The sequence below is a fragment of the Streptomyces sp. NPDC002577 genome, assembly GCF_053594815.1.
Window position 1 is genome coordinate 20,589 of the sequence record NZ_JBSFWK010000055.1, and the last position, 15,318, is coordinate 35,906.

The window sequence follows — 15,318 nt, forward strand, 5'->3', positions numbered from 1 at the left end:
CCCGCTGCGGCAGCGGAGGGGCACGGGCGCCGGGGTGCCCGGTCCACCGGGCGGGGCACCCCGGTGTCACGGGCGTCACCCGTGCGGAGCAACCTCCGCTTGTCCGCTCCCCAAGAGACCTGGGACGCAGCAGAGTTGCGCAGGTGCATCGAACGACGACGACAGCGCTGCTGATGGTGATGGCGGCCACCGCGGTCTCGGCGGTCTCCGGCTGCGTGACCGTGGAGCGCCCCTCCGCCCCCCGTCTGCAGCCCGCGACGGACCCTTCACCCCTCGCCTCACCGGCAGCGGACAACGGCGAGAAGGCCGAGCCCCAGATCGTGCAGGCTCCCGCTCGTGAAGCGCTGGAGCTCATCAGGCCGTCCCACCGCGCCTCTCCGACCTCGGACCCGCACACCACCGCCGGCGCGTCACCGGAACCCGCGCCCCGCAGCTCCCACCGGGCGCGGTCAGCGCGCCCCAAGATCCCTCGTTTCCGGCCCCGGCCCGCACAGCCCCTGCCGCTGCCCGACCGCTACTCGGACCCGGATCTCTGCGCTCTGGGCAGGGAGTACGGCCAGTGGCGACCGGACAGCCCGCAGGAGGCCGCCTGCCGGGACATGTACGGTCGTTGAGCCGCTCCGTGCTCCGCGTGGGGCTATGGCTCGTTGCGCGGCGGTCCCAGCGGCCCTTCCCGTGAGGGCCCCGCGCCTCGGCCTCCCCCTCCCCCGTCGGCTCCGTCTCCCCCTCCCTCTTCGCCCAGTTCGAGCTCCAGCCTCCCGATGGCGGCCCGGACACCGTCCCCGTAGGTGTCGTCCCCCAGCGCACCCACCGCGCCCCGCGCCCGGCCGAGATGGGTGCGCGCCGCCTCCGACCGCCCGAGCTTGATGTAGTCGGCTGCCAGGTTGAGATGCAGCGACGGGTACAGGGCGCGCACCGCAAGGGACTGGTGGTGCACGGCCAGCCGCCCGTCCGTCAGCTCCTCCGCCGCCGACAGTGCCCGCAGGTCCCAGGCAAGTTCGTCCGCCGGGTCGTCCTGGGTGTCCGCCATGTAGTGGGCGAGCGTGCAGCGGTGGAGCGGGTCGCCGTCCTCGCCGATCTCCGACCAGAGGCCGAGGAAGCGGTCGCGCGCCTCGGCGCGGTCACCTCCCCGGTGCAGAATGATCACCTGCCCGATGCGGGTCATCATGGCGTCGTCCGCCGCCTTCTCCTGCCGCTCCGCCACCGCGTCCTCCACGCCCGTACGACGATCGTTCCCATGCATCGCGACGGTAGCCGCCGGCGCCGGCAATCCCGGTCAGGCGCGGCGCCTCGGTGGGCGGCGGGCGGGGTCGCAGTCGGCCCCGGCCCACCGCAGACGCGTGCACTGCCGGTCCCCGGCGTCAGCCGAGATCCGGGATCCGCCAGTCGATCGGGGCGTGACCCTGCGCTGCCACGGCCTCGTTGATCTGCGTGAAAGGACGTGAGCCGAAGAACTTCCGGGCGGAGAGCGGCGAGGGGTGCGCTCCCTTCACCACCACATGCCGGGTCTCGTCGATCAGCGGGAGCTTCTTCTGCGCGTAGTTCCCCCAGAGCACGAAGACGGCCGGGTCGGGCCGCCCGGCCACGGCGCGGATCACCGCGTCCGTGAACTTCTCCCAGCCCTTGCCCTTGTGCGAGTTCGCCTCCCCAGCCCGGACGGTCAGCACCGCGTTGAGCAGCAGGACTCCCTGCTGCGCCCACGGCATCAGATATCCGTTGTCCGGGACGGGGTGACCCAGCTCCTCCTGCATCTCCTTGTAGATGTTGCGCAGCGACGGAGGCGTCCGCACGCCGGGCCGGACGGAGAAGCACAGGCCGTGGCCCTGGCCTTCGCCGTGATACGGATCCTGGCCGAGGATCAGCACCTTGACCTGGTCGTACGGCGTCGCGTCCAGCGCGGCGAAGACCTCTTCACGCGGCGGGTAGACGGGACCCTTCGCACGCTCGTCCTCGACGAAGTCGGCGAGCTCCTTGAAATAGGGCTTCTGGAGCTCCTCGCCGAGAACGCCGCGCCAGGACTCGGGCAGCATGGCGGTGTCGGTCACGTCAACATCCTCCGGGGTGCGGTCGGTTCGCGACCGCAGGACGTACGGCCGCTTCCACACCGCAGAACCTACCTGCGCCCACTGACAGCCGAGGGCGCCTCCCATGATCGCGGGCGCATGCGCAGGAGCTCGTGACCATCACCTCATGGTCACGAGCTCCCGGTCGACAGCCGACGGCCGGCGCGCGGCTACCAGCTGGTCTTGCGCTGCAGCTCCCACATCATCATGATCGTCGACGGATCCAGGGCGCGCTCGGCGCCGGCGATCTCCTCGTTGGCCGCCACGTACTGCTTGCCCTGCCACAGCGGAAGCAGCCGTGCGTCGTCCACGAGGATCTGCTGGGCCCGTTCGAACTGCTTGACGACCGCGCCGCGGTCGCTCTGCTTGCGGGACTCAGGCAGCAGTTCATTGGTGATCTCCGGAGCCGAGTAGGGCGTGCCGAGGGCGTTCTCCTGACCCACGAAGGGCGCGATGAAGTTCTCCGCGTCGGGGAAGTCCGGGAACCAGCCGCGTCCGAACACCGGGTACTCGCCCTTGCTGTACCCCTCGACGTACGTCTTCCAGGGGCGGCCCTTGACCGTCACGTCGAACAGGCCGGAGTCGTTCAGCTGCCGCTTGATCTCCTGGAACTCCGGGGCGGTGGCGGAGCCGTAGCGGTCGGTGGTGTACCAGAGGGTCAGCGGAACCTTCTGGGTGATCCCTGCCGAGGTCAGGATGGACTTGGCCTTCTTGAGGCTGGGGTCGCCGAAGCGGTCGAAGAAGACGGTCGTGTGCCCGGCGAGCCCGCGGGGCACCATCGAGTACAGCGGTTCGACCGTGTTCTTGTAGATCTTGTTCGCGATGGCGCCGCGGTCGATGAGCTGGGCGATCGCCTTACGGACGGCAGGCTTCCGCGCCCAGGGGTCCTTGGGGTTGAAGACCAGGTAGCTGATCTCCATGCCGGCGCCCTCGACGAGCTGGAGGTCGTCCTGCGAGGCATGGGCCTGCAGATCGACGACGTCCTTGGCCGCGAGTCCACGGAGGATCACATCGATCTGCTTCTTCTTGAGGGCATCGAACATCTTGCTCGAGTCCTGGAAGTAGCGGATGGTGACGGCGCTGTTCTTGCGGTCGGCCAGCCCCTTGTAGTTCGGGTTCTTGGCGAGATCCGCCTCCGTGCCGTCCTCGTACCCCTCGAGGGTGTACGGACCGGAGCCGGTGACCTTGCCGTCCTTGCGGAGCGCGTTCGCCGGGTACTCGGCGGGGTCGACGATCGACATGGCGGGGGTGGCCAGGACGAACGGGAACGTGGTGTCGGGCTTGTTGAGCTCGAAGACGACGTCCCGGTCGCCCTCCGTCTCGACCTTGTCCAGGCTGCCGAGCAGACCGGCCGGGCCGCCCGCCAGATCGATCTTCAGAATCCGGTCGATGGAGTGCTTGACCGCCGCGGCGTCGAGCGTGTCCCCGTTGGAGAACTTCATGCCGGCGCGGAGCGTGCAGCGGTACGTGCGGTTCGAGGTGTCGGTGAACTCACAACTCTCGGCCGCGTCGGGCTCGGGCTCCGACGCCCCGGACGGGTAGCTCAGCAGAGTTTGGTAGATGTTCCGGAAGAGTTCCCATGAGCCGTCCCAGGAGGCCGCCGGATCCAGCGTGCTCGGGGCACTGGTGGTTCCCACGACGATCTCTTTCTGGTCCTCGCCGTCACCGGAGGACACCAGACCACACCCGGCGAGCAGGGATATGGAGGCCGCAGCCGCCACATAGCGCAGAGATTTGATCCGGTAGAACACGCGCACGCTCCTCGATCAGCCATGCCATGAGTCGGCAGACCATACCGCAGTGCCCCGCCGGGCCATTCAGGTGTCCCAGCGGGGCAGTAGGCCCTGTCGTCGAACTCCCGCCTGCCCCGCACTTCGGGCGGACGACGGGAGTTCGACAACAGGGCCTGGAGCCGGTGTCCGGGGGCGACGTCACAGCTGATGCGTCGCCCCGTTATACGGCCTTTGTTATGCGGTTGTGTTACGCGGTCCTCATCATCCGACGCCCGCGTTCAGGAAGATCCCGCCGTCGATCACGAGGGTCTGTCCGGTGATCCAGCCCGCCTGGTCGGAGGCCAGGAACGCGGCCGCGCCTGCGATGTCCTCGGGCACGCCGAGCCGGCCGAGCGGGTAGGCGGCCGCCGCCTCCGTCTCACGCCCCTCGTACAGGGCCGCGGCGAACTTGGTCTTCACCACGGCCGGGGCGATCGCGTTCACCCTGACCTGCGGCGCGAACTCGTGCGCCAGCTGCTGGGTCAGATTGACCATGGCGGCCTTGCTCATGCCGTACGCCCCGATGAAGGGGGACGCGGATAGGCCGGCCACGGAGGCGACGTTGACGATCGCGCCGCCGTTGTCCCTCTGCCAGGCCTTCCAGGTCTGCTGGGCGAAGCCGAGCGCCGAGAGGACGTTGGTCTCGTACACCTTGCGCGCCACGTCGAGGTCGAGGTCGGCCATGGGTCCGAAGACCGGGTTCGTACCGGCGTTGTTCACCAGGTGGTCGACCCGGCCGAAGGCCTCCATGGTGCGCTCCACGGCAGCGGCCTGGTGCGCGACGTCGTGGGCCTTGCCCGCGACGCCGATGACGCGGTCGGGGCCGAGCTTCTCGACGGCCTCCTTCAGCGCGTCCTCGCCCCGGCCGGTTATGCACACCCGGTCGCCGCGGGCGACGAGCGCCTCGGCGATGCCGTAGCCGATGCCGCGGCTGGCGCCCGTGACGATGGCGACCTTGCCGCTGTCCTGCACAGTCATGATCGGTGGCTCTCCGATGTCAGTTGAGCGGGCCGCCGGCCACGTACATGACCTGGCCGGAGACGAAGCCGGCCGCCTCGCCCGTGAAGAAGGCGACGGCGTTGGCGATGTCCTCCGGCTCGCCGACGCGCTGCACCGGGATCTGCGTGGCGGCCGCGGCCTTGAACTCCTCGAAGCCCATCTTCACGCGCTCGGCGGTGGCCTTGGTCATCTCGGTGGCGATGAAGCCGGGGGCGACGGCGTTGGCGGTGATGCCGAACTTGCCGAGTTCGATGGCGAGGGTCTTGGTGAGCCCCTGCAGGCCGGCCTTGGCGGCCGAGTAGTTGGCCTGGCCGCGGTTGCCCAGCGCGGAGGAGGAGGACAGGTTGACGATGCGGCCGAAGCCGGCGTCGACCATGTGCTTCTGGCAGGCCCGGGCCATGAGGAACGAGCCGCGCAGGTGCACGTTCATGACGGTGTCCCAGTCGGAGACGCTCATCTTGAACAGCAGGTTGTCGCGGAGCACGCCCGCGTTGTTCACCAGGATCGTCGGGGCGCCGAGCTCCTCGGCGATGCGCGCGACGGCGGCCTCCACCTGGGCCTCGTCGGAGACGTCGCAGCCGACTGCGACGGCCTTGCCGCCGGCCGCGGTGATCTGCTCGACGGTGTCCTTGCACGCGGCCTCGTCGAGGTCGATCACGGCGACGGCGCGGCCCTCGGCGGCCAGTCGTACGGCGGTCGCGGCGCCGATGCCGCGCGCGGCCCCGGTGACGACGGCGACACGCTGCTCGGTGGTGGACATGGTTGGTTCTCCTCGCCCTTGGAAAGCCTTGAGGCCTTTCGATCCCGGAGGCTCGAAAGCCCGGACAGTGCTGGATGCGGCTCCTGGCGGTACGCCCTTGAGGTGAGCGACCGCTTAGTACCCAGCAGACGTGACGCTAGAAGCCCTGGCACTCGGTGTCAACGGCGCCCCGGCCACCTGTGACGCATTACCTCGCCGCCAGGGGAGCCGACCGCCTGCGATCAGCGCACCAGCAGGTCGAGCAGCCGCTCCACCTCGGCCTCGGGGTCCGCGGTGAGCCCGGTGTGCACCGGGCCCGGCTGCACGACGGTGGAACGCGGCGCGATCAGCCAGCGGAAGCGCCGTCCGACATCGTCACCCGCGGCCTGTCCCGCGGCCTCGCCTCCGTGGCAGACGCCCTCGACGGCACGCAGCGCGGCCCGTATGCCCGTGACGTCCGCGTCCGGGTCCAGCGCCGCCAGTTTTCCCTCGTCGAGATGGGTGCGGGCGGCCACGAAGGACTTGGCGCGGCAGTAGACCACGACCCCCACGTTGAACTGCTCTCCACGCTCCACACGCGGCACGACGCGCAGCACCGCGTACTCGAACACGTCCCGGCCGGCCACGTCCGTCACGCCGCCTCGCCCTTCCGTGACGACGCATTCCGCGCGGACGCGTCGGTGGTGATCCAGCCCGGAGCCTTGGCGCGCGTGCGCTCAGCGGGTTCACCGAGGGTGATCCGCTCATGGACCGACCCGGCGCGCGGCAGCAGGGCGGACACATAGGCGCGGCGCACGTCGTCCGCGCTGTCGAAGCCGGCCTCGCCGGTGAGCCACTCGTCGGGGACGTCGGAGACCACCTCCGTGAGGAGCTCTTCCGTGACGCGCGGGGCGAGTTCGGCGGCCGCGGCCGCGATGTCCGGCCCGAAGGGCGCGAGGGCGTGGTCGGACGCGTCGTACGGCCTGCCGGCCACGGCCCCGGCCGCCGGCCAGTTGTGGTGCCAGATCATGGTCGCGCCGTGGTCGATGAGCCACACATCCCCGCGCCACACCAAGAGGTTGGGGTTGCGCCACGAGCGGTCCACATTGCCCACCAACGCGTCGAACCATACGATGCGCCCCGCTTCGAGCGGATCGACCTGGTACGCCAGGGAATCGAAGCCGATGGCGCCCGGCAGATACTCCATGCCGAGGTTGAGGCCGCCGCTGGACTTCAGCAGCTCCTGCACCTCCGGATCGGGCTCGCCCAGACCGAGCACGGGGTCGAGCCGGATGCCCACAAGCCGCGGCACGCGCAGCCCCAGTCGCCGGGCGAGCGTTCCGCAGATCACTTCGGCGACAAGCGTTTTGCGCCCCTGCCCGGCGCCGGTGAATTTCATCACATACGTGCCGAAGGCGCCGTGGCCGTCCGCCTCGACGAGGCCGGGCAGCGATCCCCCCTCCCGCAACGGAGTGATATATCGATTTGCTGTCACTTCTGTGAGCATTGCCCCAGGCTACTGCCGGGCACATACGCTTTCGATCACCTTCTTGCCGCCACGACCGGCCGGGGTTCCTCTGCGCCCGAAGAGACAGATGGAACAGTTGAACCACATGCCGCCCCGGTGCGTATGAGATTCGGTAAGAGATCGCAGCACACCCAGCACCACCATGGAAGGAACCCAGCAATGACCGTTTCGCAGGGGTCTGTCCCCAAGCCGTCCCGCCGGACCGTCGTCGCCACGGTGGGCGCAGCCGGACTGACCGCCGCGCTGGCCGCGTGCGGCAGCTCGGACGACTCCGGGAGCACCGGGTCCGCCGAGTCGACGCCGTCCACCGAGACGTCGGGGTCCTCCTCGGCTGCCAGCGGGGGTGGCGCGGGGGGGACGGTCCTCGCCAAGACCTCGGACATCCCGGTGGGCGGCGGCAAGATCTTCACCGACCAGAAGGTCGTGGTGACCCAGCCGTCGGAGGGCACGTTCAAGGCCTTCACGAGCATCTGCACCCACCAGGGGTGTCCCGTGACGGCCGTTGCCGACGGCACCATCGACTGCCCTTGCCACAAGAGCAAGTTCTCCATCGAGGACGGCAGCGTGAAGCAGTCCCCCGCCACGCAGCCGCTGGCCGCCATGAAGATCGAGGTGTCCGGCGAGGAGATCCGGCTGGTCTAGCCGGAGAAGTATTCGGCAGGGCCCTCGGGTCGGCCGGCGTGGACCCGAGCGAGGTCGGCCGGCGCGGAACCGAGCGAGGTCGGCCGGCGTGGCCGCGCGGGGTCAGGGCCCGCGGCCGCGCGCGTCTCGTCCGCCGTGGTCACGGGGTGCGGCGGGGGCGTCTCCAGCAGCCGAGGATGTCGTCGGTCGTCGTGATCGTGGCGACCAGGGCGAGCGTGTTGCGGATCATCGCGGGGGTGTAGTCGGAGGGCACCCCCGCGATCGCGTCGGCCGGGACGACGACCGTGTAACCCAGATTGACCGCGTCGAAGACGGCGTTGGGGATCGCGACGTTCGCCGAGACACCTGTCACGACCAGCGTGCGGCAGCCGAGGTTGCGCAGCAGCGGGTCCACGTCGGTGCCGGCGAGGGGCGACAGGCCGTGCAGCCGCCGTACGACGAGGTCCGCCGCGGCCACCTGGATGGGTTCCGCGACGCGTACCGCGCTCGTACCGGACAGCTGCCGTACGGGCAGCCGGTCCGCGGCGCGGAACAGCCGGGCATTGCTGTTGGCGCCGCGTCCGTCGGGGCGCCGCTCGGCCATGGCATGCATCACCTGTACGCCGCTGTCGTGGGCCGCGGCGACGAGGCGCCCGATGTTCGTAAGCGCCCCCGACGCGCGTGCCTCCTTGGCGAGTTCGGGCAGCGCGCTGTCCGTGCCGACGACGCCCTGCTGGCACTCGACGGTGAGCAGCACGGTGGTGGTGGGGGCGAGAAGTGCGCTGAGCTCTGCGTACGACGGCATGACTTTCCTGTCGTGGGGCCTTCCTCTGGTAAGGCCTTCCTGTGGCGGGAACCCCTGTGGTGGCGTCCGGGCGGGCGAGAGTAGCCACCATTGCGCCAGGACGGAAGACGGCACATGCTTCTCTGACTCGATGTCAGGGCCGTCGTCGAGTCGGCTCGAGGGCTTGGTTCCGAGCCGATACCGCAGAAGGGGGAGTCGCATGGCCGTCACACAGCGCCGGGGCCGCAGGATCATGATGACACCGGCCGAGCTCGACGAGTTCCTTTCCACGCAGCGGACCTGCCGGGTGGCGACGGTGTCGCCGGACGGCGCGCCGCATGTGAGCACGCTCTGGTTCGCCTGGGACGGCACATCACTGTGGCTGTACTCGATCACGCGCAGCAAACGCTGGTCCGACATCCGGCACGATCCGCGAATCGCCGTCGTCGTCGACGCGGGAGAGGAGTACGGCGAGCTGCGCGGCGTCGAACTGACCGGCAGTGTGGAATTCGTCGGCGAGGTACCCCGCACGGGCGAGGAGCAGGTTCCCGAACTGGAGACCCCCGAGGAGCTCTTCGCCCGGAAGAACTTCGGCATGGACAAGATGCCGCACGACGGCCGGCACGCGTGGCTCCGGCTTACCCCGAAAGCGATCGCGTCCTGGGACTTCCGCAAGCTGGCAACGCCCAAGGCCTAGCCGATCGGGAGCCGACCGGGCCGGGCCGACCGTCCCACCGCAGCCTGCGCCTGAACGCCAAGGAGAGCAGTTCACGGCGCGGTGGACGCCGCCCCGCGCCGTGCGAGGCGGCCCCGCGACTGCCCGGCCGAGGGGCCAAGCCCCCGTACATCAACCAACCGCCGCCCCCGCGGCCTGCAGCGCCTTCACCGACGCCCTGATCGACGGCCGGCGGTCCGCGTCGGCGCGCCACACGGCGTAGACGTGCCGCCGTACGCGTTGGCGGACCGGCACGGTGCTGACGCCGCCGGGCACGGGCTCGCGGCCCAGCCGTGGTGCGACGCACACGCCCAGCCCGGCGGCCACGAGTGCCAGCTGCGTGTGGTGCTCCTCGGCTCGATGGGCGATGCGCGGCTCTATGCCCTTGGCGCGCAGGGTGAACATCAGCCACTCGTGGCAGAACTCCCCTTCCGCCCAAGTGATCCACTCGTCGTCGGCGAACTCGTCGAGGTCCACCTCCTGACGGTCGGCGAGGGGATGCGAGACGGGCATCGCGACATCGGCCGGGTCGTCGAGGAGCGACGCCTTGACGAGCCCGTCCGGCAGCGGCAGCGGCTTGTTGTACCAGTCGAGGACGACCGCCATGTCGACGTCGCCCCTCACCACTCCGGCCACCCCTGCCTCGGGCTCCAGCTCCTGGGTGCGCACGCGCAGGCCGGGATGCTCGGCACGCAGCGCGGCGAGGGCCGCGGGAAAGAGCCCCCGCGCGGCCGTCGGGAACGCCGATATCCGCAGCTCCCCCACGACCTGTCCGCGCTGTGCCTCCAGGTCGGACTGGGCGAGCTCGACCTGGGAGAGGATGCGCGCCGCGTGATCGGCGAGCAGGCGGCCGGCGTCGGTGAGGCGCACGCCCCGGCCGTTCTTCGCGACGAGCTGCTGCCCGACCTCGCGTTCGAGCTTGGACATCTGCTGGGACACGGCCGACGTCGTGACATGCAGCCCCGCCGCGGCGCCGCTGACCGAGCCGTGCCGGGCCAGGGCGTCGAGGGTGCGCAGGCGCTCCAGGTTCAACATGTAAGCAATGCTACGCGATATCGGGTAAGAAATCTCGCTTGCGCTAAGAGGTTGTTCTGCGACATCGTGCAATCCATGAGCACCGTCACTCCCCCTCACGGGTCCCGCACCGCCGCGGAACCGACCGCCGCCCTGCCCACCGCCGCCCCGCCCGCGGGGTCCGCCACGCCTGCCGCCCCGCCGCGCCACGGTGCTCTCGACTGGCGGATCCGGTTCGGCTTTCTGTCACTCGTCTGGGGCTTCAGCTTCCTGCTCATCAAGGTGGGCACGCACGGGTACGCGCCTCTCCAGGTGACCCTGGGGCGGCTGTTCTTCGGGGCTGCGGTGCTCGCGGTAGCGCTTGTCGTCAAGCGGGAGCGGCTGCCGCGTGGAGTGCGCACATGGGGGCATCTCATGGTGGCGGCGTTTCTGCTCAACGCCCTGCCGTTCTCCCTGTTCGCGTTCTCGGAGCTGACCATTCCGTCGACGCTCGCCGGGATCTGCAACGCCACGTCACCGCTGTGGGGCATGGTGCTGTCGCTGGTCGCCCTCTCCGAGGACCGCCCGACGCGGCGCCGGGTCACCGGCCTCGGAATCGGCTTCATCGGCGTGCTGACGGTGCTGGGCGCCTGGCAGGGCTTCAGCGGTCTCGACTTCGCCGGCACGGCGATGGCACTCGTGGCATCGCTGAGCTACGCGGTCGGCTGGATCTACGTGCGCCGAACGCTCGCCGGGTCGGGTTACTCCAACCTGTCACTGACCGGCGCGCAGCTCCTCCTCGCGACCCTCCAACTGGCCGTGGTGACCACCGCCTTCACGACCCTGCCCACGCAGATCGCGGTGGTGCCGCTGCTCGCGATCGCGGCACTCGGCATCCTCGGCACAGGTCTCGCCTTCCTCGTCCAGTACGGCCTGGTCGCCGAGGTCGGCCCGACGACGGCCCAGATGGTCACGTACTTCGTTCCCGTCATCGCCACGGCCGCGGGCGTCGCCGTGCTCGGGGAGTCCCTGTCGTGGTCGACACCGGTCGGCGCACTCATCATCCTGGCGGGCGCGGCGCTGACACAGCCGCGGGCTCGCGTACGGAAGCGGCAGCGCGGCGACCTCTGAGGGGCACTGCGGCGTGGACGGAACCCCACCGACGTACCGGCGCCGGACCAGCCCCCTCAGTCGTAGCGCCGCGCCGGAGCCGGGCCGGTGGCGGACGCGACGGCGTCCGCCACCGGCCCGATGTCCTCGGCGGCGAGCGCCGAGACGGTGATACGCACGCCAGGTGACGCGCTCGTACGAAAGCGCGCACCCGGCGCGACAGCCCACCCGGCATGCAGCAGGCGCGCCACCACCGCCGTTTCGTCCGGCACCGGCACCCATACGTTCATACCGCTGCGTCCGTGCGCCCCGATGCCCCGCTCGGCGAGGGCGGCGATCAACGCGTCGCGCCGCCGCCCGTAGGAGGCGGCCACCCCCTTCTCGTCCACCGCTCCCCCGGTCCACAGGCGCACGACGGCACGCTGGAGCAGATGGCTGACCCAACCAGGGCCGAGCTGCTGCCTGCCGAGCACACGGTCGACGGTGAGGGGGTCGCCGGTGAGCACGGCGAGGCGCAGATCCGGCCCGTACGCCTTGGCGGTGGATCGGACGAACGCCCAGCTGTGCGTGGCACCGGCGAGGGGATGGAGGGGCACGTCGACGATGCCGTGCCCGTGGTCGTCCTCGATGAGCAGTACCTCTCGGTGCGCGGCCAGGACTCTGCGCAGAGCACGCGCGCGTGCGGCACTCACCGCGGCGCCGGTGGGGTTCTGCGCACGGGCCGTCACGACGACGGCGCGCACGCCGCCGAGCAGCGCCTGCTGCACGTCGTCGGGCAGCGGCCCCTCGTCGTCGACGCCGACGGGGACCGCACGCAGTCCGAGTGCGGCTACGAGATCGAGCATGCTGCCCCAGCCCGGATCCTCCACGGCGACCGCGTCGCCGGGCTTGAGGTGCACCGCGAGCACCCGCTCGACGGCGTCGAGCGCCCCGGAGGTGACGGCGAGCGGCCCGTCGGGGACGCCTTCCGCGTCGAAGGCCACGCGCGCGTGGCGGGCGAGTTGGGGATCCACGGAGGGCTGTCCGTAGAGCACCGGCCGCTCGTCCCCCTGCGCCGCGGCCGCCGCGAACGCCTCGGCGAGCGATGGCAGCAGCGCGGGGTCCGGGTTGCCGTTGGACGCGTCCCGCACCCCTGGGGGCACGTGGACACGGGTCCGCCCACGCGCCGTGGTGGCCGGCTTGGAGCGGACACGGCTGCCGCGCCGACCCGCCGTCTCGATGACACCGCGTTCACGCAGCGTGCGATAAGCGGCCGCCACTGTATTGGGATTGACCCCCAGTTGCTGCGCCAACTCCCTCATGGGCGGCAGGAGTTGGCCAGGTTCCAGGTCACCCGAACCCACCGCGCGCTCGACGCTGCCCGCAATCTCTGCTGCACGCCGGCCCGCAATCCGATACTCTCCTAGCACAAAGCCGAGTATGCACTAGTACAATCGGCATCGCAAGCCCGTTCCCGCACCACCAGCACCAAGCCCACAGCTCCGCAGCACAACAGCGCCGCCACACCGCAACACCGCAAGGAGACGAGCAGCCATGCCAGACCAGACCGCCTACGCCCCGACCGAGCGCACCGTCCCCACCCGGGGCCGCAAGCGCGCGTCGTACGACCGCGCGCTGGTGCACTCGATACTCGACGAGGCATACGTCTGCCATCTCGGATTCGTACGCGACGGTGCTCCGGTCGTCCTGCCGACGCTGTACGGCCGGGTGGACGACCGTCTGTACGTGCACGGCTCGACCGGTTCGCGGCCGCTGCGGATGGCCGGTCAGGCCGATCCGGGACTCCCCGTGTGCCTCACGGTCACCCACGTCGACGGGCTGGTCCTCGCTCGGTCCGCGTTCCACCACTCGATCAACTACCGCTCCGTGGTGGTGCACGGCGTGGCCCACCAGGTGACCGACCCCGAAGAACTGCGTACCGCGCTGGACGCACTCGTCGACCACGTCGTGCCCGGCCGCGCCACCGATTCACGCCCCGCCGACGCAAAGGAGCTCGCGGCGACCGCGGTGCTGCGCCTCGACCTCGAGGAGGTCTCCGCGAAGGTGCGCACGGGCGGCCCCAACGACGAGCCGGAGGACCTGGACCTTCCGCACTGGGCCGGCGTGGTCCCGCTGCGCAAGGGCTACGACGCCCCCGTCCCCTCGGAGGACCTCGACGGCTCCGTGGAGATCCCCGCCTACCTGGCCGGTCTGTGATGCTGATCCACCCCTGGGACGCACCGCGCGACGACGCCGAGTGGCAGCACTGGCTCGCGGGCCACGACTTCGGGCAGCTCGCCGTCAACGGCCTGCCCGACGGCCCGCCCCACGTCCAGCCCATGCACTTCGTCTACGACGCGGAGCGCGGCGCGCGCGGTGAGGTGATCGCCCATCTCTCGCGCCACAACCCGCTCTGGCCGGCCCTGGAGTCCGATCCCGAGGTGCTGCTGAGCGTGGTGGACGACTACGTGTTCGTACCGGGCCCGTGGCAAGCCCCGGAGGACATCCCGCCCGAGCACGGCGTGCCCACCAGTTTCTACGCCGCGGTCCAGCTCTGGTGCACCGCCCGCGTCGTGGACGATCCGCACGAGAAGGCCGAGCTGCTGAACCGGCAGTTGACCCACTTCCAGCCGGAGGTCGGCTCCCCCGGCGCCGCTGTGGGAGCGGCGCCGTACGGTCGCATGCTGTCCGGGATCCGCGGGCTGCTCCTGGAAGTGGTGGACGTCCGGGCGAAGTTCAAGTACGCGGGCCAGAAGCCCGAGGCGGTGCAGGACCGGATCGCCGAGGGCCTCGCGGAGCGGTCGGGTCCGCGGGACTCCGCTGCCCGGGCCCATCAACTGCGCAGACGCCCGGCGTGACCTTGCCGCGCGGGGCCCGTGGGGTCCCCTATGCGGGGCCACCGCGCGCCGACAAGGCACTGGGCACGTCCTGTTCGCCGGGGTTGCCCAGGTCGGCCGGGTTGCCTCGGCCGCCGGGCTCGCCCTCACCGTGCGAGGTTCCCTCGGCGACCGGCCGCACGCCCGCGACCGGCTCGGCCGGTGGCTTCGCCGGGGCCGACGACTGCGCGATGAACGCGCCGACAAGGACGACGGCCCCGCCGACGATCTGGGGCGCCGACAGGTGTTCACCGAGCATGATCCAGGCGAGGAGGGTGGCGACGACCGCCTCGAGGCAGGCCACGACACCCGCCACCTGCGGGGAGAGCCTGCGGACGGACAGCACGCCGGTGACGTAGGCGACGACGGTCGCGACGAGGACGAGCCAGCCGAGCAGCAGATATGCCGCGACCGGTGTGCCGTCCATCTGCGCGGTTCCGCCCAGCACGGACCAGTCCATGCCCCAGGGGCGCGCGACGACCGTCAGCAGGACGGCGCCGAACAGCAGTCCGTAAGCGATGACGCCAAGCGGGTCCGGCGCCTCCTCGCCCGCGTCGCTGCCCTGGTCGGACAGGACGAAGTAGCCGACCTGGCAGCAGGCCGCGCACAGGGCGAGCAACAGGCCGACCGCGTCGAAGCCCAGACCCGACCACACCTCGACGACGCAGGCGAGACCGCCGACCGCGAGGACGACACCGACCGCGGCGGCCCGGGTCACCGGCCGCCGCTGCACGAAGCGCACCCACGCGAGGAGGAGCGCCGGGGCAAGGTACTCGACGAGCAGCGCGACTCCGACAGGGATACGAGAGATCGCGGCGAAGTAGCAGGCCTGCACACCGGCGACACCGAGAAGACCGAATCCGGCCAGCAGAGCGGGGCGGCGGCGCACCAGGGAGCGGTGGCGCCAGGCGACGGGCAGCATCACGAGTGCGGCACCCGCCGCCCTGAGCCAGACCACGTGCAACGGGTCGAGACCCGCTTCGATCAGCGGCTTGGCCGCGACCCCCGAACCGCCGAAGGCGAGCGCCGATATGAGGGCGAGGCCCAGGCCGACGCCCTTTCCGTGGTTGACCTGAATCCCCTGAGACGCATGCACCGGCACATCATGGCAGGCGCCGTCATGACCGTCACCCCCATTGACACCTGTCTCAACCGGTGGA

Annotated in this window: 17 protein-coding genes; 6 read left to right on the forward strand and 11 right to left on the reverse strand. The window is 70.8% G+C overall.

Going from position 1 to position 15,318, the window contains the following annotated elements:
- Positions 1-143: 143 nt before the first annotated feature.
- On the forward strand, positions 144-614 hold the full coding sequence (locus tag ACWD4J_RS38605; RefSeq protein ID WP_451400216.1) for a hypothetical protein: 471 nt from the start codon (positions 144-146) through the stop codon (positions 612-614).
- Positions 615-637: 23 nt separating this feature from the next.
- Here the strand turns inward: ACWD4J_RS38605 and ACWD4J_RS38610 are convergent, their stop codons facing one another.
- The 7 genes from ACWD4J_RS38610 to ACWD4J_RS38640 all read right to left on the reverse strand — a co-directional run bounded on the left by ACWD4J_RS38610 (position 638) and on the right by ACWD4J_RS38640 (position 7,059).
- Positions 638-1,243 (reverse strand): hypothetical protein, encoded by a 606-nt coding sequence (locus ACWD4J_RS38610; RefSeq protein WP_451400217.1) that lies wholly within the window; start codon positions 1,241-1,243, stop codon positions 638-640.
- Between the two features lie 118 nt (positions 1,244-1,361).
- Entirely contained in the window at positions 1,362-2,045 is a 684-nt protein-coding gene (gene ung, locus ACWD4J_RS38615; RefSeq protein ID WP_451400218.1) for a uracil-DNA glycosylase, read from the reverse strand.
- A gap of 188 nt (positions 2,046-2,233) precedes the next feature.
- The gene (locus ACWD4J_RS38620; protein WP_451400219.1) at positions 2,234-3,814 is read right to left on the reverse strand and encodes an ABC transporter substrate-binding protein; all 1,581 of its coding nucleotides are present in this window, start codon (positions 3,812-3,814) and stop codon (positions 2,234-2,236) included.
- Between the two features lie 243 nt (positions 3,815-4,057).
- Complete coding sequence (locus tag ACWD4J_RS38625) at positions 4,058-4,813, reverse strand: SDR family oxidoreductase (RefSeq protein ID WP_451400220.1); 756 nt, start codon at positions 4,811-4,813, stop codon at positions 4,058-4,060.
- A gap of 19 nt (positions 4,814-4,832) precedes the next feature.
- Positions 4,833-5,594, reverse strand: coding sequence for a 3-oxoacyl-ACP reductase FabG (gene fabG, locus ACWD4J_RS38630; RefSeq protein WP_451400221.1), 762 nt, complete (start codon positions 5,592-5,594; stop codon positions 4,833-4,835).
- A 221-nt stretch (positions 5,595-5,815) separates the two neighbouring features.
- Positions 5,816-6,199 (reverse strand): DUF3037 domain-containing protein, encoded by a 384-nt coding sequence (locus ACWD4J_RS38635; protein ID WP_451400255.1) that lies wholly within the window; start codon positions 6,197-6,199, stop codon positions 5,816-5,818.
- Between the two features lie 5 nt (positions 6,200-6,204).
- The gene (locus ACWD4J_RS38640; RefSeq protein ID WP_451400222.1) at positions 6,205-7,059 is read right to left on the reverse strand and encodes a HipA family kinase; all 855 of its coding nucleotides are present in this window, start codon (positions 7,057-7,059) and stop codon (positions 6,205-6,207) included.
- 180 nt (positions 7,060-7,239) lie between these two features.
- On the opposite strand from ACWD4J_RS38640, the gene ACWD4J_RS38645 reads away from it, so the two are divergent.
- Complete coding sequence (locus ACWD4J_RS38645; RefSeq protein WP_451400223.1) at positions 7,240-7,722, forward strand: Rieske (2Fe-2S) protein; 483 nt, start codon at positions 7,240-7,242, stop codon at positions 7,720-7,722.
- Positions 7,723-7,861: 139 nt separating this feature from the next.
- On the opposite strand, the gene ACWD4J_RS38650 is transcribed toward ACWD4J_RS38645, so the two are convergent.
- A complete protein-coding gene (locus ACWD4J_RS38650; protein ID WP_451400224.1) occupies positions 7,862-8,506 on the reverse strand; it encodes a cysteine hydrolase in 645 nt (214 codons plus the stop codon).
- A gap of 199 nt (positions 8,507-8,705) precedes the next feature.
- Between ACWD4J_RS38650 and ACWD4J_RS38655 the strand changes: the two genes are divergently transcribed.
- Entirely contained in the window at positions 8,706-9,182 is a 477-nt protein-coding gene (locus tag ACWD4J_RS38655) for a pyridoxamine 5'-phosphate oxidase family protein (protein ID WP_451400225.1), read from the forward strand.
- A gap of 150 nt (positions 9,183-9,332) precedes the next feature.
- On the opposite strand, the gene ACWD4J_RS38660 is transcribed toward ACWD4J_RS38655, so the two are convergent.
- Positions 9,333-10,235 (reverse strand): LysR family transcriptional regulator, encoded by a 903-nt coding sequence (locus ACWD4J_RS38660; protein WP_451400226.1) that lies wholly within the window; start codon positions 10,233-10,235, stop codon positions 9,333-9,335.
- A 75-nt stretch (positions 10,236-10,310) separates the two neighbouring features.
- Between ACWD4J_RS38660 and ACWD4J_RS38665 the strand changes: the two genes are divergently transcribed.
- Positions 10,311-11,324: a DMT family transporter gene (locus tag ACWD4J_RS38665; protein WP_451400227.1), complete on the forward strand. Its 1,014-nt coding sequence runs from the start codon at positions 10,311-10,313 to the stop codon at positions 11,322-11,324.
- A gap of 56 nt (positions 11,325-11,380) precedes the next feature.
- Here ACWD4J_RS38665 and ACWD4J_RS38670 read toward each other — a convergent pair whose 3' ends face one another.
- Positions 11,381-12,712, reverse strand: coding sequence for an aminotransferase class I/II-fold pyridoxal phosphate-dependent enzyme (locus ACWD4J_RS38670; protein ID WP_451400228.1), 1,332 nt, complete (start codon positions 12,710-12,712; stop codon positions 11,381-11,383).
- Positions 12,713-12,836: 124 nt separating this feature from the next.
- Here ACWD4J_RS38670 and ACWD4J_RS38675 point away from each other — a divergent pair, with 124 nt between their 5' ends.
- Both ACWD4J_RS38675 and ACWD4J_RS38680 read left to right on the forward strand, forming a co-directional pair.
- Entirely contained in the window at positions 12,837-13,499 is a 663-nt protein-coding gene (locus tag ACWD4J_RS38675) for a pyridoxamine 5'-phosphate oxidase family protein (RefSeq protein WP_451400229.1), read from the forward strand.
- Positions 13,499-14,140, forward strand: coding sequence for an FMN-binding negative transcriptional regulator (locus ACWD4J_RS38680; protein WP_451400230.1), 642 nt, complete (start codon positions 13,499-13,501; stop codon positions 14,138-14,140). Before ACWD4J_RS38675 ends, ACWD4J_RS38680 begins: the two co-directional genes overlap by 1 nt.
- 28 nt (positions 14,141-14,168) lie before the next feature.
- Here the strand turns inward: ACWD4J_RS38680 and ACWD4J_RS38685 are convergent, their stop codons facing one another.
- The gene (locus ACWD4J_RS38685; protein WP_451400231.1) at positions 14,169-15,260 is read right to left on the reverse strand and encodes an EamA family transporter; all 1,092 of its coding nucleotides are present in this window, start codon (positions 15,258-15,260) and stop codon (positions 14,169-14,171) included.
- Positions 15,261-15,318: the final 58 nt, after the last annotated feature.

Coding starts and splice junctions, on each gene's coding strand:
- ACWD4J_RS38610 (WP_451400217.1), bottom strand. CDS start 1,243: ATGCATGGGAACGATCGTCGTACGGGCGTGGAGGACGCGGTGGCGGAG.
- ACWD4J_RS38625 (WP_451400220.1), bottom strand. CDS start 4,813: ATGACTGTGCAGGACAGCGGCAAGGTCGCCATCGTCACGGGCGCCAGC.
- fabG (WP_451400221.1), bottom strand. CDS start 5,594: ATGTCCACCACCGAGCAGCGTGTCGCCGTCGTCACCGGGGCCGCGCGC.
- ACWD4J_RS38640 (WP_451400222.1), bottom strand. CDS start 7,059: ATGCTCACAGAAGTGACAGCAAATCGATATATCACTCCGTTGCGGGAG.
- ACWD4J_RS38645 (WP_451400223.1), top strand. CDS start 7,240: ATGACCGTTTCGCAGGGGTCTGTCCCCAAGCCGTCCCGCCGGACCGTC.
- ACWD4J_RS38650 (WP_451400224.1), bottom strand. CDS start 8,506: ATGCCGTCGTACGCAGAGCTCAGCGCACTTCTCGCCCCCACCACCACC.
- ACWD4J_RS38655 (WP_451400225.1), top strand. CDS start 8,706: ATGGCCGTCACACAGCGCCGGGGCCGCAGGATCATGATGACACCGGCC.
- ACWD4J_RS38660 (WP_451400226.1), bottom strand. CDS start 10,235: ATGTTGAACCTGGAGCGCCTGCGCACCCTCGACGCCCTGGCCCGGCAC.
- ACWD4J_RS38665 (WP_451400227.1), top strand. CDS start 10,311: ATGAGCACCGTCACTCCCCCTCACGGGTCCCGCACCGCCGCGGAACCG.
- ACWD4J_RS38675 (WP_451400229.1), top strand. CDS start 12,837: ATGCCAGACCAGACCGCCTACGCCCCGACCGAGCGCACCGTCCCCACC.
- ACWD4J_RS38680 (WP_451400230.1), top strand. CDS start 13,499: ATGCTGATCCACCCCTGGGACGCACCGCGCGACGACGCCGAGTGGCAG.